Origin of the sequence: Kribbella italica, assembly GCF_014205135.1 — a bacterium.
GTDB lineage: Bacteria > Actinomycetota > Actinomycetes > Propionibacteriales > Kribbellaceae > Kribbella > Kribbella italica.
Window position 1 is genome coordinate 4,652,432 of sequence record NZ_JACHMY010000001.1, and the last position, 24,646, is coordinate 4,677,077.

General features: G+C 69.7%; 23 protein-coding genes. 8 read left to right on the top strand and 15 right to left on the bottom strand.

Translation table 11 applies throughout. The features are described 5' to 3' along the window. The first annotated feature begins 52 nt into the window (after positions 1–52). Positions 53–2,479: a GH92 family glycosyl hydrolase gene (locus HDA39_RS21545; RefSeq protein WP_184797746.1), complete on the top strand. Its 2,427-nt coding sequence runs from the start codon at positions 53–55 to the stop codon at positions 2,477–2,479. Here HDA39_RS21545 and HDA39_RS21550 read toward each other — a convergent pair. Beyond that, positions 2,476–3,783, bottom strand: coding sequence for an NAD(P)/FAD-dependent oxidoreductase (locus tag HDA39_RS21550; protein ID WP_184797748.1), 1,308 nt, complete (start codon positions 3,781–3,783; stop codon positions 2,476–2,478). The two genes, HDA39_RS21545 and HDA39_RS21550, sit on opposite strands and share 4 nt — an antisense overlap. A 133-nt stretch (positions 3,784–3,916) precedes the next feature. After that, positions 3,917–4,759 carry a uracil-DNA glycosylase gene (locus HDA39_RS21555; RefSeq protein ID WP_184797750.1) on the bottom strand — a complete coding sequence of 281 codons (843 nt, stop codon included), beginning with the start codon at positions 4,757–4,759 and terminating at the stop codon, positions 3,917–3,919. Between the two features lie 274 nt (positions 4,760–5,033). Here HDA39_RS21555 and HDA39_RS21560 point away from each other — a divergent pair, with 274 nt between their 5' ends. Next, complete coding sequence (locus HDA39_RS21560; RefSeq protein WP_184797752.1) at positions 5,034–5,528, top strand: hypothetical protein; 495 nt, start codon at positions 5,034–5,036, stop codon at positions 5,526–5,528. Positions 5,529–5,571: 43 nt separating this feature from the next. Here HDA39_RS21560 and HDA39_RS21565 read toward each other — a convergent pair whose 3' ends face one another. Continuing rightward, complete coding sequence (locus tag HDA39_RS21565; protein ID WP_184797754.1) at positions 5,572–7,005, bottom strand: MFS transporter; 1,434 nt, start codon at positions 7,003–7,005, stop codon at positions 5,572–5,574. Positions 7,006–7,059: 54 nt separating this feature from the next. Here HDA39_RS21565 and HDA39_RS21570 point away from each other — a divergent pair, with 54 nt between their 5' ends. Together HDA39_RS21570 and HDA39_RS21575 are read left to right on the top strand one after the other, a co-directional pair. Next, the gene (locus HDA39_RS21570; protein WP_202893084.1) at positions 7,060–7,629 is read left to right on the top strand and encodes an SbtR family transcriptional regulator; all 570 of its coding nucleotides are present in this window, start codon (positions 7,060–7,062) and stop codon (positions 7,627–7,629) included. A 41-nt stretch (positions 7,630–7,670) separates the two neighbouring features. Next, the gene (locus HDA39_RS21575; RefSeq protein ID WP_184797756.1) at positions 7,671–8,426 is read left to right on the top strand and encodes a methyltransferase domain-containing protein; all 756 of its coding nucleotides are present in this window, start codon (positions 7,671–7,673) and stop codon (positions 8,424–8,426) included. Positions 8,427–8,461: 35 nt separating this feature from the next. Here the strand turns inward: HDA39_RS21575 and HDA39_RS21580 are convergent, their stop codons facing one another. From HDA39_RS21580 to HDA39_RS42435, 5 genes are all read right to left on the bottom strand, one after another. Beyond that, complete coding sequence (locus tag HDA39_RS21580; protein ID WP_460658485.1) at positions 8,462–9,466, bottom strand: Ppx/GppA phosphatase family protein; 1,005 nt, start codon at positions 9,464–9,466, stop codon at positions 8,462–8,464. After that, positions 9,459–9,941 (bottom strand): DUF501 domain-containing protein, encoded by a 483-nt coding sequence (locus HDA39_RS21585; RefSeq protein ID WP_184797760.1) that lies wholly within the window; start codon positions 9,939–9,941, stop codon positions 9,459–9,461. Before HDA39_RS21585 ends, HDA39_RS21580 begins: the two co-directional genes overlap by 8 nt. Further along, entirely contained in the window at positions 9,938–10,540 is a 603-nt protein-coding gene (locus HDA39_RS21590; RefSeq protein ID WP_184797762.1) for an FtsB family cell division protein, read from the bottom strand. Before HDA39_RS21590 ends, HDA39_RS21585 begins: the two co-directional genes overlap by 4 nt. 4 nt (positions 10,541–10,544) lie before the next feature. Beyond that, positions 10,545–11,825: a phosphopyruvate hydratase gene (eno, locus tag HDA39_RS21595; RefSeq protein WP_184797763.1), complete on the bottom strand. Its 1,281-nt coding sequence runs from the start codon at positions 11,823–11,825 to the stop codon at positions 10,545–10,547. Between the two features lie 672 nt (positions 11,826–12,497). Then, positions 12,498–13,877 carry a phosphotransferase gene (locus tag HDA39_RS42435; RefSeq protein ID WP_184797765.1) on the bottom strand — a complete coding sequence of 460 codons (1,380 nt, stop codon included), beginning with the start codon at positions 13,875–13,877 and terminating at the stop codon, positions 12,498–12,500. Positions 13,878–13,926: 49 nt separating this feature from the next. On the opposite strand from HDA39_RS42435, the gene HDA39_RS21605 reads away from it, so the two are divergent. Continuing rightward, positions 13,927–14,133, top strand: a complete 207-nt coding sequence (locus tag HDA39_RS21605; protein ID WP_184797767.1) for a hypothetical protein — start codon at positions 13,927–13,929, stop codon at positions 14,131–14,133. On the opposite strand, the gene HDA39_RS21610 is transcribed toward HDA39_RS21605, so the two are convergent. Next, a complete protein-coding gene (locus HDA39_RS21610; protein ID WP_202893087.1) occupies positions 14,130–15,077 on the bottom strand; it encodes an ankyrin repeat domain-containing protein in 948 nt (315 codons plus the stop codon). The genes HDA39_RS21605 and HDA39_RS21610 overlap by 4 nt on opposite strands. Positions 15,078–15,391: 314 nt before the next feature. On the opposite strand from HDA39_RS21610, the gene HDA39_RS21615 reads away from it, so the two are divergent. Further along, a complete protein-coding gene (locus tag HDA39_RS21615) occupies positions 15,392–16,525 on the top strand; it encodes a phosphotransferase enzyme family protein (protein WP_184797771.1) in 1,134 nt (377 codons plus the stop codon). 15 nt (positions 16,526–16,540) lie between these two features. Here the strand turns inward: HDA39_RS21615 and HDA39_RS21620 are convergent, their stop codons facing one another. Next, positions 16,541–17,065 carry an RNA 2'-phosphotransferase gene (locus HDA39_RS21620; protein ID WP_184797772.1) on the bottom strand — a complete coding sequence of 175 codons (525 nt, stop codon included), beginning with the start codon at positions 17,063–17,065 and terminating at the stop codon, positions 16,541–16,543. Positions 17,066–17,159: 94 nt separating this feature from the next. Here HDA39_RS21620 and HDA39_RS21625 point away from each other — a divergent pair, with 94 nt between their 5' ends. Both HDA39_RS21625 and HDA39_RS21630 read left to right on the top strand, forming a co-directional pair. Further along, positions 17,160–17,624: a hypothetical protein gene (locus HDA39_RS21625; RefSeq protein ID WP_184797774.1), complete on the top strand. Its 465-nt coding sequence runs from the start codon at positions 17,160–17,162 to the stop codon at positions 17,622–17,624. Next, on the top strand, positions 17,621–17,911 hold the full coding sequence (locus HDA39_RS21630) for a transcriptional regulator (RefSeq protein WP_184797776.1): 291 nt from the start codon (positions 17,621–17,623) through the stop codon (positions 17,909–17,911). Before HDA39_RS21625 ends, HDA39_RS21630 begins: the two co-directional genes overlap by 4 nt. Here HDA39_RS21630 and HDA39_RS21635 read toward each other — a convergent pair whose 3' ends face one another. Genes HDA39_RS21635 through HDA39_RS21655 form a run of 5 tightly spaced genes read right to left on the bottom strand, consistent with a single transcriptional unit; the run spans position 17,912 to position 24,464 of the window. Then, positions 17,912–18,883, bottom strand: coding sequence for a nucleoside triphosphate pyrophosphohydrolase (locus tag HDA39_RS21635; protein WP_184797778.1), 972 nt, complete (start codon positions 18,881–18,883; stop codon positions 17,912–17,914). 3 nt (positions 18,884–18,886) lie between these two features. Continuing rightward, positions 18,887–19,522, bottom strand: coding sequence for a SurA N-terminal domain-containing protein (locus HDA39_RS21640; protein WP_184797780.1), 636 nt, complete (start codon positions 19,520–19,522; stop codon positions 18,887–18,889). Positions 19,523–19,562: 40 nt separating this feature from the next. Continuing rightward, positions 19,563–23,201 (bottom strand): transcription-repair coupling factor, encoded by a 3,639-nt coding sequence (gene mfd, locus HDA39_RS21645; protein WP_184797782.1) that lies wholly within the window; start codon positions 23,199–23,201, stop codon positions 19,563–19,565. After that, complete coding sequence (gene pth, locus HDA39_RS21650) at positions 23,198–23,773, bottom strand: aminoacyl-tRNA hydrolase (protein WP_184797784.1); 576 nt, start codon at positions 23,771–23,773, stop codon at positions 23,198–23,200. Before pth ends, mfd begins: the two co-directional genes overlap by 4 nt. A gap of 43 nt (positions 23,774–23,816) precedes the next feature. Beyond that, positions 23,817–24,464 carry a 50S ribosomal protein L25/general stress protein Ctc gene (locus HDA39_RS21655; RefSeq protein WP_184797786.1) on the bottom strand — a complete coding sequence of 216 codons (648 nt, stop codon included), beginning with the start codon at positions 24,462–24,464 and terminating at the stop codon, positions 23,817–23,819. Positions 24,465–24,646: the final 182 nt, after the last annotated feature.

Consider the following 24,646-nt stretch of genomic DNA (forward strand, 5'->3'; position numbering starts at 1 on the left):
TCACTGTTCCGGTTTAGCCTGAGGAAGTCCGTCCGCCCACGGAAGGTTCCCCATGCGTCGCGTCGTTGCCGCCGTCACCGGTCTGGCCCTGCTCCTGCCCGCACTCCCGGCCCAGGCCCGGCCCACCTGGGAGCCCGGCGCCTCGGAGCGGACCGCCCCGGGGTCGGCCGCCCAACTCCCGCAGCCGACCGGGGCTTCCGGCGGGCGGTTCGATCCCGCCGCCTCCGTCGACCCGCTGATCGGCTCGGCCCGTGACGGCAACACCTGGCCGGGCGCGGTCCGCCCGTTCGGGATGATCTCGTGGAGCCCGACCAGCACCCGCGGCGACCAGACCAGCACCGGCGCCGCGAACGGCTACCAGTACGACACCACGCGGGTCCGCGGCTTCAGCCTCACCCACGTCAACGGCGCCGGCTGCAACCCGGGCGCGGCCGGCGACGTACCGATCCTTCCGTACGCCGGTGCGGTCGACTCCTCGCCGACGGCGGACACGAAGGACGCCAAGTACGCGAGCAACTTCAGCCACGCGAACGAGAAGGCAGTCCCCGGCCGCTACACGGTCAAGCTCGACAACGGCGTCCAGACCGATCTCGCCGTGACCACCCGCGCGGGCCTCGGCGACTTCACCTTCCCGGCCGGCCAGGCCGCGAACCTGCTCTTCCGGACGTCGAACTCGCTGAACGGCAGCGAGGACGCCGAGATCACCATCGACGCCAAGCGCCGCAAGGTCACCGGCTCGGTGCTCACCGGCGCGTTCTGCGGCCGTCGCGCGAACGGCGGCATCAACAACCGCAAGACCTACTACCGGCTCTACTTCACCGCGTCCTTCGACCAGCCGATCGTTGCCAACGGCACCTGGAAGGACGCGACGCTGACGCCGGGCAGCACGCACACCACCGGCGGCGAGGGCTACGCGACCGGCGCCGACCGAGCCGGCAAGGGCTCCGGCGGGTACGTGACCTTCAAGCCCGGCGCCAAGGTCCGCACCCGGATCGGCATCTCGTACGTGAGCCTGGCCGGTGCCGAGCGCAACCTCTCGACCGAGCTCGAGCCGCGCGCTTCCGTCGACAAGGTCGCCGCCGACGGCTACCGGGCGTGGAACAAGGAACTCCAGGACGTCAAGATCACCGGCGGCACCGACGCCCAGCGGACCACCTTCTACACCGCGCTCTACCACGCGTACCTGCAGCCGAACATCTTCAACGACGTCGACGGTAGGTATCTCGGCAGCGACCAGCAGATCCACCGGATCGCGCGCGGCCAGAAGGCGCAGTACGGAACGTTCTCCGGCTGGGACCAGTACCGCGCGCACATCCAGCTCCTCGCGCTGCTGAAGCCGGACATCGCGGGCGACTTCGCGCAGTCCCTGTACGGCTTCGCGCAGCAGAACAACGGGATCTGGGACCGCTGGCTGCACAACAACGGCGCCACGCACGTGATGACCGGCGACCCGGCCGCGCCGACGCTGGCCACCTTCGCGGCGATGGGGGTCCGCAACTTCGATGCCCGCGGCGCCTATGCCTCTCTGTTGCACCAGGCAACCGTGCAGAACGCCGAGGCCGAGAACGACGGCGGGTGCCCGGGGCAATGCACCGGGCAACGACCGGCGCTGGACACGTACGTGGCCAAGCACTACGCGCCGCAGGACGCCTGCCACTGCTGGGGCGGCGCCGCCGAGACACTCGAGAACTCGCTCGCCGACTACTCGCTCGGCCAGTGGGCTCAGCGGCTCGGCCTCGACTCGACCGCGCTGAACGACCGCGGGACCTGGTGGAAGAACACCTTCGACCCGGCCGTCGGCTACCAGCGCGCCCGGCTGAGCGACGGCACCTGGCAGCCCGGCTTCACCCCGTCGACCGATGTCGGCTTCGCGCAGGGCTCCAGCGCGACGTACACGTGGATGGTCCCGCAGGACGTCTCCGGCCTGGCGACCGCGATGAACGGTCAGGCGATTCCGCGGCTCGACGCCTTCTTCCACGACGAGGCCGGCAACTGGGCGGTCAAGGGTGGCAGCGCGCTGCGCTACGACCCGACGAACGAGCCCGGCCTGCACGCGCCGTGGCTCTACAACGGGCTCGGCGAGGCGTGGAAGACGCAGGCGACGACGCGTGAGATCGTCGACACCGTGTACGGCGTGGGCCCGTCCGGGCTGCCCGGCAACGACGACCTCGGCACGCTGTCGGCCTGGTACGTCTTCGCCGCGATCGGCCTGTTCCCGCAGACGCCGGGCCGGGCCGAGCTGCTGGTCGGGAGCCCGCTGTTCCCGAAGGTCGAGATCAAGCGCAGCAACGGCGTACGGCTGACGGTGAACGCGCCGCGGACCTCGGACACCAACCAGTACGTCGAGTCGCTGGCCCTGAACGGTCGTCAGCGGGCGGAGTCCTGGCTCCCCGAGTCGTTCATCACCCGCGGCGGCCGCATCGACGTACGGATGGGAGCGGCTCCCACCGGATGGGGAACCGCTCCCGTCGATCACTAGCTGTTGGTCGCCCGGCGGAACTCCTCGTTGGGCATCTGCAGACTGCCGAGGCTGGTGACCTCGCGCCGGAAGAACAGCGCGAGGGTCCAGTCGAGGATGACGCGGGCCTTGCGGTTGAAGGTGGGGACGCGGGACACGTGGTAGGTCCGGTGCAGGAACCAGGCCGGCCAGCCCTTCACCTTCACGCCGTACAGCTGAGCGACGCCCTTGTGCAGGCCGAGGCTCGCGACCGATCCGACGTACTTGTGCTTGTAGTCCTGCGGCTGCTGCCCGTCGACCACCCGGAGGATGTTCGCGGCGAGCCGGTTGGCCTGCCGTACGGCGTGCTGCGCGTTCGGCGCGCAGTACGCACCGGTCTCCGACGTCAGGTCCGGTACGGCGGCGTTGTCTCCGGCCGACCAGGCGTCGTCCAGACCCTCGATCCGCAGGTCGGCGCGGCACTTGACGCGGCCCTTCTCGTCCAGCGGGAAGTCGGTCCTCGCCAGCTGCGGGTTGGCCTTCACACCGGCGGTCCAGACGATCGTGTCGGCGTCGAACTCCTCGCCGTCGCTCAGGATCACGTGACCCTTCTCGCAGGACTCCAGCCGGGTCTCGAGCTTGATGTCCATGTTGCGCTTGCGCAGCACGTCGACCGTGTACTGGCCGAGGTCGGGCCCGACCTCGGGCAGGATCCGGTTGGTCGCCTCGACCAGCACCCAGCGCATGTCATCGGCCTGGATGTTGTCGTAGTACCGGGTGGCGTAGCGGGCCATGTCCTCCAGCTCCGCGAACGCCTCGACCCCGGCGTACCCGCCGCCGACGAAGACGAAGGTCAGCGCGGCCTTGCGCAGCACCGGGTCGGGCTGGGACGCGGCCACGTCGAGCCGGTCCAGCACCTTGTTGCGCAGCGCGATCGCCTCTTCGACGTTCTTGAACCCGGTGGCCTCCTCGGCCAGCCCCGGGATCGGCAGCGTCCGTGCGATCGAGCCGAGCGCGACCACGATCTGGTCGTACGCCAGTTCGTAGTCCGGGCCCTCCTCGGGCATCACCTTGGCGACCTTGTGCGCGTGATCGATACTCGTCACCCGCCCGGTCACCACCCGGCAGCCCTTGAGCGTCTTCCGCAGCGGCACCACCACGTGCCGCGGCTCCACCGAGCCGGCCGCCGCCTCGGGCAGGAACGGCTGGTACGTCATCACCGACCGGGGATCGACCACGGTGACCCGGATCTTGCCCCGCCGAGCGGCCTTGCGCAGGCCGTACGCGGTGTACATCCCGACGTAACCGCCTCCGACGACAAGGATGTGCGGTACCTGGGCTGTCATGTCGCTCACTCTCCCTGAGTGCGAACTCGACTTCATGTCCCCTTCAGGTTACGGGCTCGTGAAAACTTTCACAAACCCTCTGACGGGTGATCTCGCCCACCGGAATCTCACTCCTGAGAGGGACTCATGAGCCTTAGTGTGCGGCCTGTACCCCGGCCAGCGTCATCGCACGCGCCAGGATCTCGTCCTGCATCCGCTCGGTCAGCTTCCCGGTGAAGGTGTTCTGCTGACTGGGGTGGAAACTGCCCATCACCGTCACCTCGGTGTCGCCGACCGGTACGACGTACTCGACCCCGTGCCCGAACTTCGCCCGCGGCTTGGGCACGACCCCGCCCAGCCCTTCCAACGCGCCGAGCAGCACGTCGAACCCGAACTTCCCCAGACAAACGATCACCCTGGTACTCGGCAAGACCAGTTCCAGCTCCCGCCGGAACCACGGATTACAGGTGTCCCGCTCCTCCGGCGTCGGTTTGTTGGCCGGCGGCGCACACCGCACGGCCGCGATCATCCGCGCATGCCGCAGTTCCAGCCCGTCCCCCGCATGCTCGCTGGTCGGCTGATTCGCCAGCCCCACCCGGTCAAGCGAAGCAAACAACCAGTCCCCCGACCGATCCCCCGTAAACACCCTCCCGGTCCGGTTACCCCCGTTGGCAGCCGGCGCCAACCCGGCAATCACAATCCTCGGCTCTAGATCTCCCCACCCTGCAATCGGTCGCCCCCAGTAGGGCTGATCGGCAAACGACTTCCGCTTGACCCGAGCCACGTCCTCCCGCCACTCCACCAACCGAGGACAAGCGCTACACACAGACACCCGAGCATCGATCTCAGCCAGCCCGTCGACCCGCGAGAGCTCCACAACCTCCGCCGAGCTGTGCGCCACCGGCGTATCCCCCACCGCCGGATCCTCCGGCCACCCCGTCCCCGCCGGCACCGGACTCTCGAACAACTGACCAGTCAGGGGATGCGGAAGCTTCATCTCCTCAGACTAGTGAAGGGTCTGCTGTGCACCAGACCTCGGCTTCGGCGATGAAGGCGGTGGACATCGCTCACCGAGGTGAGGTGCCGATTGAACTCGTCACCCAGCCAGGCGCCGAGAGCGGGGTCCGGGACGATGGTGCGGATCCGGTCCGGCGTACAGGGTGACGCAGGGATTCGCGCCCATGAGTCGGAGGGTCATTCGAGGTACTTCACCAGGGGCCTGGGGCACGGCGGGCGAGCGATGATTGAGGTCGGCGACGGGAGGAGGGGTCATGGAGCCGGCTGACGGCGAACGTCGGGCTGCGCACGCGGTGTACGTCAGGTTCGCGCCTTGTGGGTCGCGCATCACCTTGAGACCGGATCCCGGGCTGCCACTGGAGCTTGTCTCGGCCACGCCTCTGCGGCTGAGGGAGGCTGACCATCCTGACTATGCGTACGCCGACCTGTCGGTGCGGAACCGCTCGCAGGCGCCGGTTTCCGTTCTGACCTCGCGAAGTGGCGCCCGGATGGCCATCTGCAAAGACGGTGTGGTTGTCGCGAGGCCTGGTGGGTCGCGGGCTGTTGGGTCGGCGTACACGATCGCGGCGGGCGAGGCGCGCGACCACAGGGCGACGGTTGGGCTGATCGGATGCAATCCCGAGGAGCGACTGAAGCCCGGCGACTACCAGTTGCATGCGCTGCAGCAGTTCATGTTTGTCGACCGCGACGGCGTACCTGGCGAGTCGATGCTGGTGTACGGCGGGCCGTGGGACATCGAGCTCGGTTGACTGCCGCCAGGCTCCGAGGCCAGCGGCAGTCAACCTGGGAGATCTAGCGGACCAGCTCCTCGAGCAGCGGGTCCGGAGCCGCGGGCTGGGCGCGGCGCGCGGCTGGGATGGCCAAAGCCAGCAGTACGGCGACTGCGGAGAAGGCTGACAGGAGGATGAAGGTGTCGGTGAAACCTGCTTCGGCAGGCAGGCCCGACGGTTGGATGTGGGCGGTGATGATCGAGCTGGCGATCGCCGTGCCCAGGGAGCCGCCGATGGTGCGGATGTTGGCGTTCATGCCGGTGGCGGCGCCGGTTTGTTCGCGGGGGACGTTCTGGACGATGAGGCTGGTCATCGACGCGTAGGCGAGGCCCAGGCCGAGGCCGAAGATGGCGGTGGAGAGGGCGACTTGCCAGGTCGCGTCGTGGAAGGACGCGAAGAGGACCGAGGCGATCAGGCTGAGGAAGGAGCCCCAGATGACCTGGGCCTTGACGCTGAAGCGAGGGGCCATCGGCCCGCTCAGCGAGCCGGCGATCGCCATGGTGACGAGCATCGGGAGCATCAGCAGGCCCGCTTGGGTGACCGACGAGCCGAAGCCGAAGCCCGCGGCCTCGGGGATCTGCAGGAACTGCGGGACGAAGGCGTAGACGGCGAACATCGCGGCACCGAAGAGCAGGGCGACCAGGTTCGTCGTCCAGACCGCGGGGATGCGCATCATGCGCATGTCGATCAGCGGGTTCTTCGAGCGCAGTTCGACGGTGATCCAGGCCGCGGCCAGGACGACGGCCGCGGCGAACAGCCCGATGGTCCGGGCCGACGCCCAGCCCCACGAGCGGCCGAGGCTCAGCGGCAGCAGGAGCGCGATCAGCCAGCTGGACAGCAGCGCGGCCGCCAGCCAGTCGATGCGGCCGGGTACGCGATTCGGGGACTCCGGCACGTACCGGCGTACCAGCACGGCCGCGATCGTGACGACGATCAGCGGGATCCAGAACAACCAGCGCCAGCCGAGCGCCTCGACGATCGGGCCGGCCAGGACGATGCCGAGACCACCGCCGGCGGCGATGACGGCCGACACGATGCCGACGACGGACGGCACGCGCTCGGCCGGGAACTCGTCGCGGATGATGCCGAACGACAGCGGGAACACCGCGCCGCCGAGGCCCTGGATCACGCGAGCGGCGATCAGTACGCCGATGTTGGGCGCGAGCGCGGCGAGCAGACAACCGGCCGCGAGCGCGACCAGGCCGATCAGCAGCGTGCGTTCCTTGCCGACCATGTCGCCGATCCGGCCGAGCAGCGGGGTCGCCACCGAGACCGAGAGCAGGAGGGCCGTGAACACCCAGGTGACCGTGCTCGCCGAGGTGTGCAGGTCGTGTTGCATGACGGGCAGCGCCGGGGTCACCAGCGACTGCAACATCGAGAACGCGGCCACGACCGTCGCCAGCACCGCCAGCGTCAGCCGTGGGGACGTCGTCTTCCGATGGTAAAGTTGAGGCATGCCTCCACTGTAACGGAGGGACCCCTCCGGTTCTAGTCGATTAAGGTGATCGAGGTGACTCAGACTCCACGCAGCGGCCTGGCCGCCGCGGTGAAGCGCCCGCAACGGGCCGACGCGCGCCGCAACTTCGACGCCCTGCTGACCGCCGCCCGCGACACCTTCGCCGAGCAGGGCACCGGCGCCTCCCTCGAGGAGATCGCCCGCCGCGCCGGCGTCGGCATCGGCACGCTGTACCGCAACTTCCCCACCCGCCAGGACCTGTTCGAGGCCGTGTACTTCGGCGAGGTCGAGGAGCTCTGCGCCGCCGCCGACGACGTCGCCGACCTGCCGCCGTGGGAGGCGCTGACGACCTGGCTCGAGCGCTTCGTCCAGTACGCCGCGACCAAGCGCGCGGTGATCGAGGCGCTCAACCGCGACTCCGCGATGTTCACCACGGCACGCGAGGCGATGTACGCCGCCGGTACGCCGCTGTTCGAGCGCGCGCAGGCGGCCGGGGACGCCCGGACGGACATCGCCTTCGACGACCTGCTGCGGATGGTCAGCGGGCTCACCGCGGCCGGGTTCGTCGACGACGCACAGCGCGAGCGGGTGCTGAAGATCGCGCTGGACGGCGTCCACACGTAAAGCGGTGGTCGATCCGCCGCCCGCAGGGAATGATCGGACGGGTGGACACCGACGTTGCGCGGAACAGGGTTGCTTGGGAGCAGGCCTCTCAGAAGCATGTCCGGGAGTACGACGAACTGCTGGCGCAGGCCGCGCGGCGGGAGTCGTTGACGGGAAACGAGCGCAGACTGCTCGAGCCGGTCCTGCGCGAACGGCCCGTGGTCGTGCACCTGCAGAGCGGGCACGGGATGGATGACGTCGACCTGGTCTCCGCGGGCGCCGGCCGGGTGGTGGCGGTCGACTACAGCGTGACCGCGGCGTCGGCGGCGCAGCGGCGGGCGCGGGAGCTCGGCGTACCGGCGTACTACGTGGCGGCCGAAGTGCCTGGGGTGCCGTTGAAGCCGGGCGTGGCCGATCTCGTGTACACCGGCAAGGGCGCGCTGATCTGGATGCGGGACATCGACGCTTGGGCGCGGGACGTCGCGACGCTGCTGAAGCCTGGTGGGCAGCTGTTCGTGTACGAGGCGCATCCGGCGGTGCCGCTGTGGGTGTGGGACGAGCAGGAGGTGGGGGTTCGGCCGGATCGGAGCTACTTCGCCGACTCGCACATCAACGAGACGTTCCCGGCGAACGGTGCGCAGGAGTGGCAGTGGACGCTCGGGCAGATCGTGACGGCGCTCGTCGCGGCGGGGCTGGAGATCCGGGTGCTCGAGGAGTATCCGGAGCCGTTCTGGAAGCCGGTCGGGCAAGAGGCCGCCGCCTGGGAAGGCCGGCTGCCGAACTCGTTCGCCTTGCTGGCCGAGAAGGTACGGAGCTGACGAACTAGGACCTCGTTGCCTGAAGCAACCAAATGTCAGGCGCGGCCGAGGGCCAGGGCGACGCCGTCGAGGATGTCGTGCTCGGAGACGACGACCTCGTCGCGGGTCAGCGTGAGCCGGTCGTACAGGCGTTGCAGGATCAGCGCGCCGGCGCCGATCACGTCGACCCGGCCGGGGTGGATGGCCGGCTCGACCGTGCGCTGGACACGGGTCGAGCCCATCAGCCACGACGTGGTGTCGAGCAGCAGGGCGCCATGGATCCGGGCGTGGTGGATGACGGCCGGGTCGTACTCGGTGAGCTTCAGCGCCACCGCGGCGACCGTCGTGACCGTCCCGGCGACGCCGATCAGCGTCCGGGCCTGGTCCAGCGGGACGTCTGTGGAGTCGAGCAGGTCGTCGACGTCCTTGGTGGCCGCGGACATCTCGGGGATCGTGGCCGGGTCGGAGCCCAGGTGACGCTCGGTCATCCGGACCGAGCCCATGTCGAGCGACTGTGCGGCGATCACGCCGGTCTCGTCACCGAGGACCAGCTCGGTCGAGCCGCCGCCGATGTCCGCGACCAGGTACGGACCCGGTACCTCGAGGTCGGCGAGCCCGGCGGTGGCGCCCTGGAAGCTGAGCGCCGCCTCCTCGTCGCCGGAGATGATGTCGGGGTCGACGCCGAAGCGCTCCCGGATCCCGGTGAAGAACTCGTCGCGGTTGCTGACATCGCGCGCGGCCGAGGTCGCGACGAAGCGGATCCGCTCGGCGCCGGCCCGTCGTACCAGGGCGGCGTACTCGTCGGACGCCGCGAAGGCCCGCTCGAGCGCCTCGGGCGCGAAGGCGCCGGTGGAGTCGACGCCTTGGCCGAGCCGGACGACGATCATCCGGCGGTCGAGCTCGGTCAGCTTGCCGTCGGCAACGTCCGCGATCAGCAGCCGCAGCGAATTGGTGCCGCAGTCAACGGCCGCGACGCGGACCGCGCCGGCCTCGGGCGCGGGGAAGTCGACCTCAGGGCTCCGGCCCATCGCCTCCGCGGAACCGACCGAACCGTCAGACACAAGGACCCCGGCGACCCCAGTCCTCCAAGGCCTTCAACGCCTCGTCACCCAGCGGATTCACCCCAGGGCCGGCGGCCAGCGAGTGGCCGATCAACACGTGCAAGCACTTCACCCGCGTCGGCATCCCGCCCGCGCTGATCCCGGCGATCTCCTCGACGTGCTCGATCGACTCGCGGTGCGCCAGGTACGACTCGTGAGCGGCCCGGTACGACGCCGCCAGCTCCTCGTCCGTGCCGAGGCGCTCGGTCATCTCCTTCATCATGCCCTCGGCCTCGAGCGTGCCGATCGCGGACGCGAGCCGCGGGCACGTCACGTAGTCCGTGGTCGGGAACGGCGTACCGTCCGGAAGCCGCGGCTCGGTCTCGACCACGTCGGGCAGACCGCACGAGCAGCGGTGCGCGATGGAACGGATGCCACGCGCCGGACGCCCCAGCTGGGCGCTGACGGCGGCGGTGTCTTCGGGGGTGACGCTCAACGATTGGCCTTCGGGGTGAGGATGGGCTTCGGGGTCGGCTTCGTCGCCGGCGGCTTGGGCGGCGCGACAGGTTTGCCGGCGCCTTCGACGCTCCCCCAGAGCTTGGTGTACCAGGTCGGCTGCTGCGCGTCGGCCTCGGCGTCCGCCGGGCCGGCGGGCTCGGGCGGGGCGCCGATCGGTTTCCCGTCCGCGCCGATCACCCGGTACCCGACCTCACCCGGCATCACCCAGCCGAGCCGCTGCCGGGCCTGCGCCCGGACGTACGCGTCGTCGTCCCAGCGGGCGATCTCGTCGTTCAGCTGGTCGACCCGCTTCTCGCGGTCGCGGATCTCCTGCTGCAGCGCGGTGATCTGCTGGTGCTGGTCGAACCACACCCGCAGGCTCTGCGCGTACGACACGATCAGCGCGCCGAGCACGAGCAGGACCACCGCGGCCCGGCCGGTCAGGTTGCGCGAACCGCGCGTCCTGGGCGGCGGGGGCGGCGCTCCCGCCGTACGGCGTTTGGGCTGGGTGCCGTCCCGCCGGACCGGTGGCCGCGACTGGGTCCGGCTCGACGGACGCGAGCCGGGCCGGGCACCGGAATCCCGGCGGGACGACATCAGATCAGCCCTGGAACCGCGGGAAGGCCGAGCGGCCGGCGTACCGGGCCGCGTCGTCCAGCTCCTCCTCGATCCGGAGCAGCTGGTTGTACTTCGCGGTCCGGTCCGAACGCGCCGGGGCGCCGGACTTGATCTGGCCGCAGTTGGTCGCGACGGCGAGGTCGGCGATCGTGGTGTCCTCGGTCTCGCCGGAGCGGTGCGACATCATGCAGGTGAAGCCGTTGCGGTGCGCCAGGTCGACGGCGTCCAGGGTCTCACTGAGCGAGCCGATCTGGTTGACCTTGACCAGCAGCGAGTTCGCCGACTTCTCGGTGATGCCGCGCTGCAGCCGCTCGACGTTGGTGACGAACAGGTCGTCGCCGACGATCTGGGTCTTGTCGCCGAGCTGGGCGCTGAGGTTCTTCCAGCCCTCCCAGTCGTCCTCGTTCAGCGGGTCCTCGATCGACACGATCGGGTACGCCGCCACCAGCTCGGCGTAGTACGCGATCATCTCGTCGGCCGACTTCTTGCCGCCCTCGAAGGCGTACACGCCGTCGGTGTGGAACTCGCTCGCGGCGACGTCCATCGCCAGCGCGATGTCGGTGCCGAGCTTCAGTCCGGCCTTCTCCACCGCGACGGCGATCAGGTCGAGCGCCTCACGGTTGCTGGCCAGGTTCGGCGCAAAACCGCCCTCGTCTCCCAGGCCGGTGGACAGGCCGCGCTCCTTCAGGACCGCCTTCAGCGCGTGGTAGACGCCGGCGCCCTGCATCAGCGCCTCGGCGTACGTCGCCGCGCCGATCGGGGCGATCATGAACTCCTGCACGTCGACGTTGCTGTCGGCGTGCGCACCGCCGTTCAGGATGTTCATCATCGGGACCGGCAGGACGTGCGCGTTCGGGCCGCCGACGTACCGGAACAGCGGCAGGCCGGCCGAGTCGGCGGCGGCCTTGGCGACGGCCAGGCTGACGCCGAGGATGGCGTTCGCGCCGAGCTTGGCCTTGTTCGGGGTGCCGTCGAGGTCGAGCAGGGCCTGGTCGATCAGGCGCTGCTCGTGGACGTCGTACCCGACGATCTCCTTGTCGATGTCCTCCAGGATGACGGTGACGGCCTTGAGGACGCCCTTACCGCCGTACCGGGACTTGTCGCCGTCGCGCAGCTCGACGGCCTCGAACTGGCCGGTGGACGCGCCGGACGGAACCGCGGCCCGGGCGACGGTGTCGTCGTCGAGCAGTACCTCGACCTCGACAGTGGGGTTCCCGCGCGAGTCGAGGATCTCGCGGGCGCCGACGGCCTCGATGGTGGCCACATCTACTCCCAAGTTCTTGGATGACGGATCACAGGCGAGCCTAACGGTCAGACCAGCCGACAGGGTGGACCGCGTCACCCCCAACGATCCCATCCCGGGATCCGCTGCCCCGTCAGCAACACACCTTGGGGTTTCTTCCCGGCGTACTCCGTCGTCTTCCCACGCGCGCTCCGCAGCCGCCTTCCGTCGCTCCGCTCCTCCAGACGGCCACTCCGCCCGCTCCCGCCCACCCTCCGGCTTATCGCCGGCGGTGAGTTGCCTGCTTGGCGCAGGCGTTGGCCGGCTGGCGCCGGCGTTGGCGGGCTACCGCCCGCAGGTGCGCGCTGACGCGCGGTGACCACGCTGTGGCTGAGGCCGGCGTCGGAGCTCAGGTAGTTTTGGACGCGCTGCAGGTCTGAGGTTTCGCCGGCTGCCGGCCAACGCCGCGTCGACAGGGCCCTCATCCTTTGGCATCACCACGGTGAACCTGAGATCGCCGAACCCGGCGGGGAACGACGTGTCCAGCGCGTCGCTCGTTGCCCAGATGTGTACGGGCAGTTCGAAGACCGCCTTCACGTCCATGTGCTTCACTCCGCTCGCCGCTGCTGCCCCGCCAGCGAGATGCTGCCGACGGACGCACCCTACGAGTTGGTCGCCTGGCTCGGCGGTCGAGCTTGAGCGGAGGCCCAGCTGCTAGTCGTGGTCCGCGAAGGCGGGAAACAGTCTCGGCGGGGGCTTGGTGGCGTCGGTCCAGCGCTCTGTCATGGCATCGGCTAGTTCGCAGAACCAACGCGCCAAGTCCGGCAGGGTGCCAGCACGATCGGTCAGCCGATTCAACACCCCGATCTGCTGGACAAGCTGTGCGCGACGGCGCCAACTGTCGTGGGGAGTCTGGTCGGTTCGGGCGATCACCGGAAGGCGGGTCACTCTGCTGGCGAGTGCTGCTGCCGCACCAACTGCGAGCATCTTGTCGTACCCGTGCAGGTCGTCCGCAGCGAGGGAGGTTGCGAGCGTGTTGCGGTAGGCGCGGTCTGCGGCTTGGGTGATCGGTTCTGGTAGCACGGACCAGTTCGCGCTGTGGTGTGGGAAGGGATAGTGCAGGAACGAGGCGTCGAAACCGATGTGCCCGAAACCAGAGCCTTCGAAGTCGACCAACCGGATACCTCGGTCAGTGACCAGGGCGTTGGTCGGGTTGAGGTCGTTGTGCACCAGCGCGGCGTACTGGCCTGGTGCGTCCAGTTGTGAGCGGACGAAGGCGATGTCGTCCCGCGCGGTGCGGGCGTCTGGGAATCCCAGCTCTGCGCAGGCCTGTTCGACGACGTGCCATCGGCGGGTGCCTCCTGTTCCAGCGCCCTCGCCGGTGGTGACGTCGGCGGAGCCGAACTCTGCCAGCGCCAGGTCGTGCTCGATGCGACGGTCCAGCGTGGTGGCATGGAGTCGCCCTATGGTTTGCGCGAAGTTCACCATCGCGGTGGCTGCCCGCTCGGGGTCGTTGCCGAGCAGCACCGTCTCCAGGGTTGGCCACGTCCCGAGGTCTGACTGGACGACGACGCCGGCTTGGTCGTTGGTCAGGATCAGACGCGCAGCCACGTCGCTGAGGACTGCGGTGCGCAGCCCGGCGGCCTCTCGCCGCAGATAGGCCGGCCCGCCGTGCCCTTCGCCGTCCACTCGTCTGGTTTTGACGATGACCGTTCGTGCTGGGCCTTCAGCCGGATCGGTGCCCAGGCCGGACAGGTCACGGTCGAACACCAGCCGAGTGACCGGTGCCCAGTCGTGACCGACCTGCTGAGCGTCGACGATGACGGGTCGCCGCCCACAAATGGAGGTGAGTCCGTCCAGTACGGCCTTTTGTCGCTCGACCGTCAACGGGTGGCGCATACCGGACCTCTCGGGATGTCTTTTTGGCAGCCCCGAATCGTAGCCTCCGGCCCGGTTCGAGCTGGTCCTCGCGCTGGCAACGGGTGTTTGAGTCGCGGAGCTGCAGCCCATCTTCTGGCCTACTTGTTCGCGGTCTGTATGGCTGCGTAGCCGAGAAAGTCGGCGCCGGCCAAGCACGGTCGCCGGCGTCGTCACCGACGTCTCCATTCGTACCTCGCAGAACGACCAGGGCCAGCGCTCCGTCGTGGGCGCCGACGTCGTCGTGAAGTTCACCGACCTGCACGGCACGGACCGCTGGGTCACCCGCCGTGCCGAGAACCGATCCGCCATCCCGACCTCCGACACGGTCCTCGTCCTGTACGACCCGCTGCACCCCGAGGCAGACGACCTCATCTTCGTGGCGTTCCAGCCCGACCCACTGCCCGCCGACTGGATCGGCAGCATCGCCTAGCGCCACCAGTCGCGGGCGGGGATACGGATCCAGGCATCGGGTGGTCCGTCGAAGGAGCGTCTGTCTTGGGGCTCGAGGCCGGTGACGGCGTAGCAGTACGGCAAGGCCTGATAGCTGTAGAGATACTTCAGCAAGACGTCGGGGTCGTCCTCGTCCGGTTCACCGCCGGGGTGGAGATCCCAGCCGACCAGCTCGCCATCGCGGGCGAGGCTTCCCTGGTTACCGCTCTTGGCGTTGGCGTACATCGCGTAGCACGTCGTTCCCGCCGACAATGCTTTGATCACGCCGGGCATCTGTGCGCCGTAGAGCCATGGCTGGGTCAGCACGACTCCACCGGGGACGTTGGTGGCCCACATCATCCACCGCGCCTCGGAGTCTTCAGGGTCCTCGTCGACCGACGCCATCAGTTGCTCGGGATTGTCGGTCAGCACCCGGGCATCCAGCCGGCGTACCGCCTCGGTGACGTCGATCCCTGCCACGCAGGCCACGCTGAAGCCGTCCAGGTACGGCGGCCCGAAGAGGTCACCCAGGCGTCGAGCCTCGGCGACCATCGCCGACTCCTCCGGAGCCAGCGATCTCCCGCCGCCGAACAGCTCGGGTTCGCTGCCGGCCAGCGAAAGCCGGGCCGGCGACCAGCCGGACATCATGTCCAGCCACGGGTCCGCGCCGGCCTCGACCAGGACCCGGGCGGCGTCGAAGCGGGCGGCCGCAACGGCGGTCCACAACGCAGAACGTCCCCGCATCAGCGCGTCGACGTCGTCGACCCGCCTGGCAAGCTCCGCGACCACGTCGAGCGCGCCACGCTCGGCCGCCGCGTGCAACGGCGGCTCCCAGCAACCCGCGCCACCACTTGGATCAGCACCTGCATCAAGCCGTGCTCGAACCTCGGCAAGATCCGGAAAGTGGTACCAGTTCACCCCTGCCCAGCCGGTGTCAGCGCTCACCCGCACGAGCATCGCAGACCAGCGACGACAGCCGCCAGGCTTCACCGGCCGGAGCCGATTGCACGTTGCTGCAGCGGCTCGCCGACCGCCAAGCCCTTCAGCGGGGCAGTGGAGTAGTCCGGTGTTGACATCGGTTCGCGTCCGTTAGCAGGATGGGCTCCGGCGCCGGCCGGCGCCCAGCCTCCGAGGACTTGCCCCAGCTGGGTTCTTGACGAAGGCGAAGGGGAATCCACCCTCAAGGTCGTGTGTTCGTGTCCAGGCCTGTATCGAGTGTCGCGTCGCTGGGGGGCGGGGACATGTCGAGGAGGCTTGTCATGACCAAAAGGGGCAGTTTCAAGCGCGTTGTCCGTGAGCGGGCGCGTGAGACCGGGCAGCGGTACACCCAGGCGCTGGCGGATCTGGAGCAGATCAACCGGTCGCCGTTCGCGCGGACGCGGCCGTTCGAGCACGGCGGGCTCAAGGACCACCTCGAGGCGCGGTACGGGATCCGGATCGGCTCGGTGGCGCCGATCGACGACGACCCGGTGACGCGGCCGCGTGGTTCGTGGCCGGGGCACTACCCGTCGACCTTGCTGGTACGACGGGAGGACGGGCCGTCGTGGATCGCCCGGGTGTTCTCGTCGCCCGCGGACCAGGTCGCTCGTGTCGAGGGTGACGCGGAGATCCTCCGCTTCCTGGCGGCGAACGGCTATCCGGCCGAACGGATCGCGCACGACGAGCCGGTGTCGCGGTTCGGCGACAGCGGTGTGATCGTGACCCAGTTCGTCGACGGCGGACGCCCGGCCGACGAGCACGGCCGCAGCGACTCCGCCGAGGTCGCGCAGGAACTGGGCAGCCTACTCGGGCGGTTGCACGCGCTCCCCGCAGCACCGGGCGCGGTCGCCAGGGACGGCGGCGCGGAGGAGGCCGACGGCGGCTTCTACGTGGGCCGGCCGAAACAGGATCTAGCTGCGGCGATGAGCTTCCTGGCCAGGGTCGAGGACAAGGTCACCGCCGAGGGCCGCGAGAAGTTCGACTGGCTGCGCGACCAGGTCGAGTACGCCGACGACGCCGAAGGGCTGCCCGAAGCGCTCACCCACAGCAACTTCCACCTCTGGGCCGCCGTCGGCGTTCCCGGCACGCTCACGATCGTGGGCTGGGCAGGCTCCGGGCGCGGGCCGCGGCTCCCCGCACTCGCCTGGCTCCTGCGGACCACCGCCGAAGGGAATCCGGACAACCTCGACGCCGTACTGCGTGGCTACCGCCAGCATGTCCAGCTCAGCGACGACGAGCTCCAAAGGCTCCCCCGCATCCTGAACATGCGAGCACTCTGGCTGGCCTGCCTCGACTGCCAGATGGCGGTGAACAACGGCGACACGCCGGCCCTCAACGAGGGGTGGCTGCACCCAGGAAGCGCCGAGTACGCCGAACGCCTGGCCGAGCGCGTCATCACAGCCTTGAACCGGTGAGCCCGGCCCGATAAGTCAGCCGCCCCACACGATCGCCCCCGGCGGCACGTGCTGCGTCAGCAGCACGCCGTTAGGGGCCTCGAACACGTCCAACTCGGTCGGGTCGATGCGCAGCAGCACGGCCGCGGTGAAGCGTTTGCCGACGCGGCTGTCCGGGCTCGGCGCCAAGTGGACGTGCGTACGACGGCCGGGCCGCAGCCCGTCCCGGCGGATGGCGGGGACAGCGGCAGGAGTTGTGCCGTGCCAGAGAGACCCGGTGGGGCGGACCCGTTGCCAGCTGGCCTCCAGGGCCGGACGGGTGACTGGCATGCCGGCGAGCGAGTGGCCCTGGCAGGCGCGGATCAGCGAGCCGTCGACCTGGAGGCGATTCTTGTCGTTGCGCTCGACTGCGCGATCCAGGGCCGAACGGTCAATCCCCAGCAACACCAGGACGTCGTCGACCGCGGCCCAGCCGTCGGCCGTCATCGCCAGGCCCTTCTCCCCCGCGCCGTGGCGCAGCAGCCAGGACAGCTTCTTGCTGGTCCGTACGACGTCGGTCACAGCAGCATTCTCCCGAGGACGTCCAGCCGATATCAGCAGCCCATCGAAAGCTTTCTACTTGCGAAAGTGGAAAGTGATCCGTAAGGTTGCCGACATGGAAAGCGATGCGCAGGAGCAACTGAGACTGATCGAGCGGGCCGAGGCGGCCCCGTACGTCGACTACCCGAAGACGCCGTGGTGGTATCCGGTGGTCATCGGCCTGTGGGCGGCGGCGATGATCGGGACCTTCGTCTGGTGGCGGGAGAACGCGCCATTGTTCACGTCGGTGCTGGTCGGGTTGCTCCTGCTGGAGGCCGCGTTCATCACGTGGATGCAGCGGCGGCACGGCGCGATGCCGATGCCGGGGCGCGGCCGGCCGCCGGCGGAGATCGGGGGGATCTGGCGCCGGTACTTCGCCGGCCTGGCCGTGATCGCCGTCGCGGTCGGCCTGGTGTGGTGGCTGGTCGGGGTCCCGGCAGCGGCCGGCACGGCCTTCGTGCTCGTCACCGGCGGGCTCGTCGTCTACGAACGCGCGTACGCCGTGGCGGCGGCGGCGAAGGTCAAGGAGCGGCTGGCGTGATTCGCGGGCTCGACCCGGTCATCCACGCGCCGAAGCGGCTGGCGGCGATGGCTGTGCTGGCGAACGCGCCGACGGCGTCGTTCCGGTTCCTGAAGGAGTTCCTGGAGGTCTCCGACTCGGACCTGTCCAAGCACATGTCCGCGCTGGAGGCCGCGGGGTACGTCAGCGCGACGAAGGACGGCCGCGGCCGCGGCGCGACGACGACGTACAAGCTGACGCGCACGGGGCAGACGGCGTACAACGCCCATCGCGACGCGCTGCGGGCGTTGCTGGACGGGCCGCTGTAGCTACTCGGCGGCCCGTACGTCGTCAGCCAGCTCCCGTACGGCGTTGCGCAGCGCCTGCTCGGGGTCGACCCCGGCGGCCCGCGCCTGGCGGACGAGGTCGAGCAAGGCGGCACCGACCTGCTCCTCACCGAGCGCAGAAGTCTCCACAGCAGGCAGCACCTTGGAAGCGCGCGACAGCACCTTGTCGGCCAATGCGAGGGCAGGCAGAGCGGTAGGAATGCCCTCCAGCACCGACGACCGCTGCTTCTCGGCGGCCTTGATGGTCTCCCAGTTCGCCTCGACCGTGGCGACGTCCGTCGCGTCGACCGAGCCGAAGACGTGCGGGTGACGGCGGATCAGCTTCTCGACGATGCCGGCCGCGACGTCGTCGATCGACCACGGCCCGTCGTCCCCGTCGGGATCCTGCTCGGTCTCCTCGGCGATCCGGGAGTGGAAGGCGACCTGCAGCAGCAGATCGCCCAGTTCCTCCCGCAGATGCGCCGAGTCCCCGGTGTCGATCGCCTCGAGCGTCTCGTACGTCTCCTCGAGCAGGTACTTGGCCAGCGACTCGTGCGTCTGCTCCTGGTCCCACGGACAGTTGCGGCGCAGCCGGTCCATCACCTGGACCAGGTCGATCAGCCGGGCACCTGGTACGTCGTACGAGCCGTGCAGGATCTCCACCTCGTACGCCGGACGCGGCTCGCGCGCGAGCTGGTCCGCGACCAGCCGCAGCAATGCCGGCTCCCCGTCCTCGCCGACCAGCCAGGCGACAGCCTGGCCAGAAGCAGCGGCGGAGACCAGCCACGACCACTGGGCGTCAGCGCCACCTTCGACCGAGGTCACGACCAGCCCGGAGCCGACCACCGCCTGCACGGAAGGGCTCTCGACACCCGCGGCCGCCCCGATCACCGACGCCTGCTCGAACGCCTGCCAGGCCGCGCGGGTCAGCAGACCCGGCGCGACCCGCGGGCTGGTCAGGACGACCTTGATCAACCGTCAGCCCTGCGGCTGGGGCTGCTGCTGCTGTTGCTGCTGCTGCTCGGCCGCCTCGCGCTTGGCCTTGGCCTGCGCGGACTCCTCCGACAGCGAGCCGGACACCTTGCCGTCGATCGCGCCGTCGGTCCACTTGCCGAACCGCGGCGAGACGCTGACGTCGATGGTCTTCGCGGCGTCCTTGACCGCGACCAGGCCGGCCTGCTGGGCCTGCTGCACGTTCGGGTCGGTGATCCCGGTGCCGCCGCCGAGCTTGATCGTGCCGACCGCCGCCTTCGCGACGCCACGCAGGAACTCCTCGGCCACCGGGTCGGCGACGAACTTGTCGTACGCCGCCTGGTCGCCGACGACGGCCTTCATGGCCGGCGCCAGCTCGGCGTCGGTGACGGTGACCGCGCGCTGGTCGGCGACCTGCTGGACCAGCGCGCTGTTGACCAGCTCGCTGAGCGCCAGCGACGCGGTGAACGGCTGGCCGAGCGCGGTGGTGACCGAGCGGGAGGTCTCGTCGACGTCGCCGACGGTGATCTCGGTCCCGCCGACCACGGCCGCCGCGCCCGGGTGGGTCCCCTCGGCGCAACCACCCAGCAGCAGCACCGAAGCCAGCGCGGCACCCGCCACGTGCGCGAGTTTTCTGCTCAACGGACTCTCCTCCAGCTGGAACTCATCGGTGTCGAACTCATCAGGCCTTCGCCCCCACGGGCTCGGCGATCACATCGTCGATCAGTCGGGCGCACCACTGCAGCAATTCCTGGTCCCGCAGCGGCTCACCGGCGACCGGCCGGGTGGCAGGTCTCGGCACCAGGATCGTACGCAGTTGCGGCTTGACCAGACTCTTCGGGTACAGCCTGTTCAGTCGCATGACCTTGGAATCGGGCAGTTCGACCGGCCCGAACCGGATCAGATTGCCCTGCAGCGTGACGTCGTGCAGGCCCGCGACCCGGGCGTGGTTGCGGAACTTCGCGACCTCGATCAGGTTCAGCACCGGCCGCGGGATGTCGCCGTACCGGTCGTGCAGCTCCTCGACCAGCTCCGCGATCCCGGCCTCGTCCCGTACGGCGGCCAGCCGCTGGTACATCTCCAGCCGCAGCCGCTGCGAGGGCACGTAGTCGTGCGGGAGGTGCGCGTCGATCGGCAGCTCGATTTTCACCTCGGGCTCGTCGGCCTGGGTGTCGCCGCGGTACTCCGCGACCGCCTCGCCGACCAGCCGGACGTACAGGTCGAAGCCGACGTCGGCGATGTGCCCGGACTGCTCGCCGCCGAGCAGGTTGCCGGCGCCGCGGATCTCCAGGTCCTTCATCGCCACCGCCATACCGCCGCCGAGGTCGGCGTGCTGCGCGATGGTGGCCAGCCGGTCGTGCGCGGTCTCGGTGAGCGGCTTCTCCGGCGGGAAGAAGAAGTACGCGTACGCCCGCTCGCGGCCCCGGCCGACCCGGCCGCGGAGCTGGTGCAGCTGGGACAGGCCGAGCAGGTCGGCGCGTTCGACGATCATCGTGTTCGCGTTCGAGATGTCGATGCCGGACTCGACGATCGTCGTACAGACGATCACGTCGGACTGCTTCTCCCAGAAGCCCTGGATCACGTTCTCCAGGGTGTGCTCGTTCATCTGGCCGTGCGCGACGCTCACCCGGGCCTCGGGCACCAGCTGACGGATCCGCGCGGCGGCCTTCTCGATCGTGTTGACCCGGTTGTGCACGACGAAGACCTGGCCCTCGCGCAGCAGCTCGCGCCGGATCGCGGCGGTGATCTGGCCTTCCTCGTACGCGCCGACGAAGGTCAGCACCGGGTGCCGTTCCTCCGGCGGGGTGGCGATCGTGGACATCTCGCGGATACCGGTGATCGACATCTCCAGCGTCCGCGGGATCGGCGTCGCCGACATCGTCAGGACGTCGACCGCCGTCCGCAGGCGCTTGAGCTGCTCCTTGTGCTCGACGCCGAAGCGCTGCTCCTCGTCGACCACGACCAGGCCGAGGTCCTTGAACGCGACCTCGCCGCTGAAAAGCCGGTGCGTCCCGATCACCACGTCGACCGAGCCGTCGGCCAGCCCGTCGATCGTGGCCTTGGACTCCTTGTCGGTCTGGAACCGCGACAGCGGCGCGACGTTCACCGGGAACGCGGCGTACCGCTCGGCGAAGGTCGCGTAGTGCTGCTGGACGAGCAGCGTCGTCGGCACCAGGACGGCGACCTGCTTGCCGTCCTGGACCGCCTTGAACGCGGCCCGGACGGCGATCTCGGTCTTGCCGTAGCCGACGTCGCCGCAGACGATCCGGTCCATCGGCATGACGCGTTCCATGTCGTGCTTGACGTCGTCGATGGTGGCCAGCTGGTCGGGCGTCTCGACGAACGGGAACGCGTCCTCGAGCTCGCGCTGCCACGGCGTGTCCTTGGCGAACGCGTGGCCCTTGGTGGCCTGGCGCGCGGCGTACAGCTTGATCAGCTCGCCGGCGATCTGGCGGACCGCCTTGCGGGCGCGGCCCTTGCGCTTGGCCCAGTCGCCGCCGCCCATCTTGTCCAGCGAGGGCTGCTCGCCGCCGACGTACCGGGTGACCTGGTCGAGCTGGTCGGTCGGCACGAACAGGCGGTCGCCGGGCTGGCCGCGCTTGCTCGGCGCGAACTCGATCACGACGTACTCGCGGGTGGTCCGCTGGGTGCCGGTGCCGACCGTGCGCTGCATCATCTCGACGTACCGGCCGACGCCGTGCTGCTCGTGCACGACGAAGTCGCCGGGCGCCAGCTCCAGCGGGTCGACGGTCTTCTTCCGGCGGCTCGGCATCCGTTGCTGGGAACGGCGTTCGGCCGCCGAGCGCTGCCCGGCCAGGTCGTTCTCGGTGAGCACCGCGAACTTGATGCCTTCGGCAATGAAGCCGTGGTCGAGCGCGCCCTGGGAGATCAGCACGACGCCCGGCTCGGGGACAGCGTCGATGGAGTCGACGGTCCGGGCCGGCAGCTCCGCCTCGGAGAACACCTCGGCCAGCCGCTGGGCCGGGCCGTGGCCCTCGGTGACGCAGACGACGCGCCAGCCGTCGCGCAGCCAGCCGCGGACGTCCTCGACCGCGGCCGCGGTCTCACCGCGGTACGCGTCGACCTCGTGCGCGGCGATCTGCCGGCTGCGGACCGCTCCGCTGTCGGTGTCGATGTCGAACGAGACCCGCCCACCCATCGAGTCGCGCAGCTCGGGCTCGTCGGCCGGCGCGGCCGCGAACGGCGACAGGCTCCACCAGGCCAGCCCACGGTCGAGCGCCTGCGTCCGTACGTCGGCCAGCGACATGTACGCCGCGGCGCCCAGGTCGATCGGCGCCTCGCCTCCCCCGGCGGCCGCCGCCCAGGACGCTTCCAGGAACTCCTGGCTGGTCGCGACCAGGTCGTGCGCGCGGGCACGGACCCGCTCGGGGTCGCTGACCACGACGTGGGTGCCTTCCGGCATCAGGTCGACCAGCAGCTCCATGTCGTCGACCAGGACGGGCGCGAGCGACTCCATCCCCTCGACCGAATGGCCCTCGGCGAGCTTCTCGAACAGCTCGGCCAGCTCCGGGTGCTCCTTGGCCAGTACGCCGGCCCGCGCGCGCACCTCGTCGGTGAGCAGCAGCTCGCGGCACGGCGGCGCCCACAGGCCGTGCTCGGCGATCTCCAGCGACCGCTGGTCGGCGACCGCGAAGTACCGGATCTCCTCGACGTCGTCACCGAAGAAGTCGACCCGCAGCGGGTGCTCCTCGGTCGGCGGGAAGACGTCGATGATGCCGCCGCGGACCGCGAACTCACCGCGTCGCTCGACCAGGTCGACCCGGCTGTACGCCGCACCGGCGAGCCGGGTGACCACGTCCTCCAGCTCCATCGAGTCGCCGACGTGCAGCTGGACCGGGCGCAGGTCGGCCAGGCCGGCGACCTGTGGCTGCAGCACGGAACGGACCGGCGCGACCAGGATCTTGATCGGCCCGGTCGTCTCGTCGGACGGGTCCGGGTGCACCAGGCGCCGCAGTACGGCGAGACGCCGCCCGACGGTGTCGGACCGGGGCGACAGCCGCTCGTGCGGCAGCGTCTCCCAGGCCGGGTAGTACGCGACCGAGCCGGGCTCGACCAGGCACTGCAGGGCCTCGGTGAGCTCCTCGGCCTCGCGGAACGTCGCGGTGACCGCCAGCACCGGGCGATCGGCGCCGAGCCGCTCGGACGCGAGCGCGGCCAGCAGCACCGGGCGGATCGAGCCCGGCGCGCTCAGGTCGAGCGTGGCGACACCGCCGGTCCGGATGTCCTTGCGGGCGTCACCGATCGCGTCGGCGACCACCGGATCGGTGACGAGGGTGTCGACCAGACCGGCCAGTTTCACGAGTTGTACTTCCCTTGGGAGACTTCGAGGCCGTCAGCGAGCAGTGACTCGATGGCGTCGGCGGTGCGGTCGAGCTCGAACGGAAGGTCCTTGCGCTCGGTGCTGGAGAACTCGTTCAGCACGAAGTCCGCCGGGCTCTGCCGGCCGGGCGGACGCCCGACCCCGAACCGCACTCGATGGTAGTCACCGGTGCCAACCGACTTGCGGATCGACTTCAGGCCGTTGTGCCCGTTGTCGCCGCCACCGAACTTGAGCCGCAGCGCGGCGAAGTCGATGTCCAGCTCGTCGTGCACGGCGACCAGGCGGACCGGCTCGACCTTGAAGAACTTGAGCAGCCCGGAGACCGGCCCGCCCGACTCGTTCATGAACGAGCGCGGCTTGACCAGGATCGTCCGGTACCCGCTGAGCCGGGTCTCGATCACCTCGGCCTTGGCCTGCTTGTGCTGTTTCCAGCCGCCACCGACACGGCCGGCCAGCTCGTCGACCACCATCTGGCCGACGTTGTGCCGCGTCTTGGCATAGGAAGGGCCGGGATTCCCCAGCCCGACGACCAACCACACGTCGTCCGCCACGGATCTCCCGGCCCTCTCCTGTTGATGCCTGTACGGCGAAGTACTACTCCGCGGCAGCGGCGACCGGCTCCTCGGCCGGGGCGTCCGCCTCGTCCTTCTCGATGCCCGCCTCGGCCTCGGCCTCGGCCAGCTCGGCGTCCAGCTGCTCGGCGGTCGCGGCGGCGGTCACGTTGACGATCAGCGTGTCCGGCTCGACGGCCAGCGTGGTGCCCGCGGGCAGCTTCAGGTCGGAGGCGTGGATCTGGGCGCCGGCGTCCAGGCCCTCGATCGAGACGGTGACACCGTCCGGGATGTGCGTCGCCTCGGCCTCGACCAGGATGCTGGCGTTCTCCAGCACGACCAGGGTCTCGCTGACGGCCTCGCCCTCGAGGTGCACGGCGATGTCGACCTGAACCTTCTCACCGCGCTTCACGATGACCAGGTCGACGTGCTCGATGAAGCCCTTGATCGGGTCGCGCTGAACCTGCTTCGGCAGGGCGAGCAGGCTCTCGTGCCCCTCGACCTCGATCAGCAGCAGGGCGTTGGCGGTCTTCAGGGCCAGCATGGTGTCGTGACCGGGCAGCGTGATGTGCACCGGGTCCGTGCCATGGCCGTACAGAACGGCGGGGACCTTGCTGTCCCGGCGGATTCGGCGGGCAGCACCCTTGCCGAACTCCGTGCGCGACTCGGCTTGGATCTTGACCTCGGCCACGAGATGAACTCCCTCAAGCTTGTTGCGGTGATCAGTTGACTGGTGGTGGAACCGGTTGCAGAGCCTCAGCGGGCACGTCTTGACTCCGGAAAAGGCGTCAGGCAACGAACCACCGCGTCGATCACGGAGCCGCGCCCGCCTAGCACTTCTCACCGAGTCGAGCACTTCGACATCAAGCGCAG

What these genes read in the sequence shown, in the direction of transcription:
- HDA39_RS21545 (WP_184797746.1), top strand. Translation starts at nt 53, where the DNA reads ATGCGTCGCGTCGTTGCCGCCGTCACCGGTCTGGCCCTGCTCCTGCCC.
- HDA39_RS21550 (WP_184797748.1), bottom strand. Translation starts at nt 3,783, where the DNA reads ATGACAGCCCAGGTACCGCACATCCTTGTCGTCGGAGGCGGTTACGTC.
- HDA39_RS21555 (WP_184797750.1), bottom strand. Translation starts at nt 4,759, where the DNA reads ATGAAGCTTCCGCATCCCCTGACTGGTCAGTTGTTCGAGAGTCCGGTG.
- HDA39_RS21560 (WP_184797752.1), top strand. Translation starts at nt 5,034, where the DNA reads ATGGAGCCGGCTGACGGCGAACGTCGGGCTGCGCACGCGGTGTACGTC.
- HDA39_RS21565 (WP_184797754.1), bottom strand. Translation starts at nt 7,005, where the DNA reads ATGCCTCAACTTTACCATCGGAAGACGACGTCCCCACGGCTGACGCTG.
- HDA39_RS21590 (WP_184797762.1), bottom strand. Translation starts at nt 10,540, where the DNA reads ATGTCGTCCCGCCGGGATTCCGGTGCCCGGCCCGGCTCGCGTCCGTCG.
- HDA39_RS21615 (WP_184797771.1), top strand. Translation starts at nt 15,392, where the DNA reads ATGACCAAAAGGGGCAGTTTCAAGCGCGTTGTCCGTGAGCGGGCGCGT.
- HDA39_RS21625 (WP_184797774.1), top strand. Translation starts at nt 17,160, where the DNA reads ATGGAAAGCGATGCGCAGGAGCAACTGAGACTGATCGAGCGGGCCGAG.